Source organism: Photobacterium sp. R1, from assembly GCF_054600795.1.
The window spans coordinates 1-249 of sequence record NZ_BAAHZP010000808.1 but is presented as its reverse complement, the minus strand read 5'-3'; the positions used below and the strand labels follow the sequence as shown (position 1 = coordinate 249).

Annotated in this window: 1 pseudogene; it reads left to right on the top strand. The window is 46.2% G+C overall.

Going from position 1 to position 249, the window contains the following annotated elements:
* Positions 1-183, top strand: a pseudogene (locus ACYP03_RS27305) (MBL fold metallo-hydrolase); the annotation flags it as partial.
* Positions 184-249: the final 66 nt, after the last annotated feature.

Genomic DNA, 249 nt, shown 5'->3' with positions numbered 1-249 from the left:
AAAGAAGATGTCCTTATGGTGTATGAAGCCGCCCCGAATGCCACAATCATCGCCAGCCATATGGAAGCGGTTAACCACGCGGTATTAACACGGGAAGCACTGCGCCAGTATCTGGCAGATAATCAGGCAATGGATCGTGTGCTAATTCCCGAAGATGGTGAGTGTTATTTATTTGCACATTGATAGATAGTCAAGTGCCCTTTTCATCAGTGGTTCTGTAGGGCACTTCATTTCAGTCTGTATCAGCAA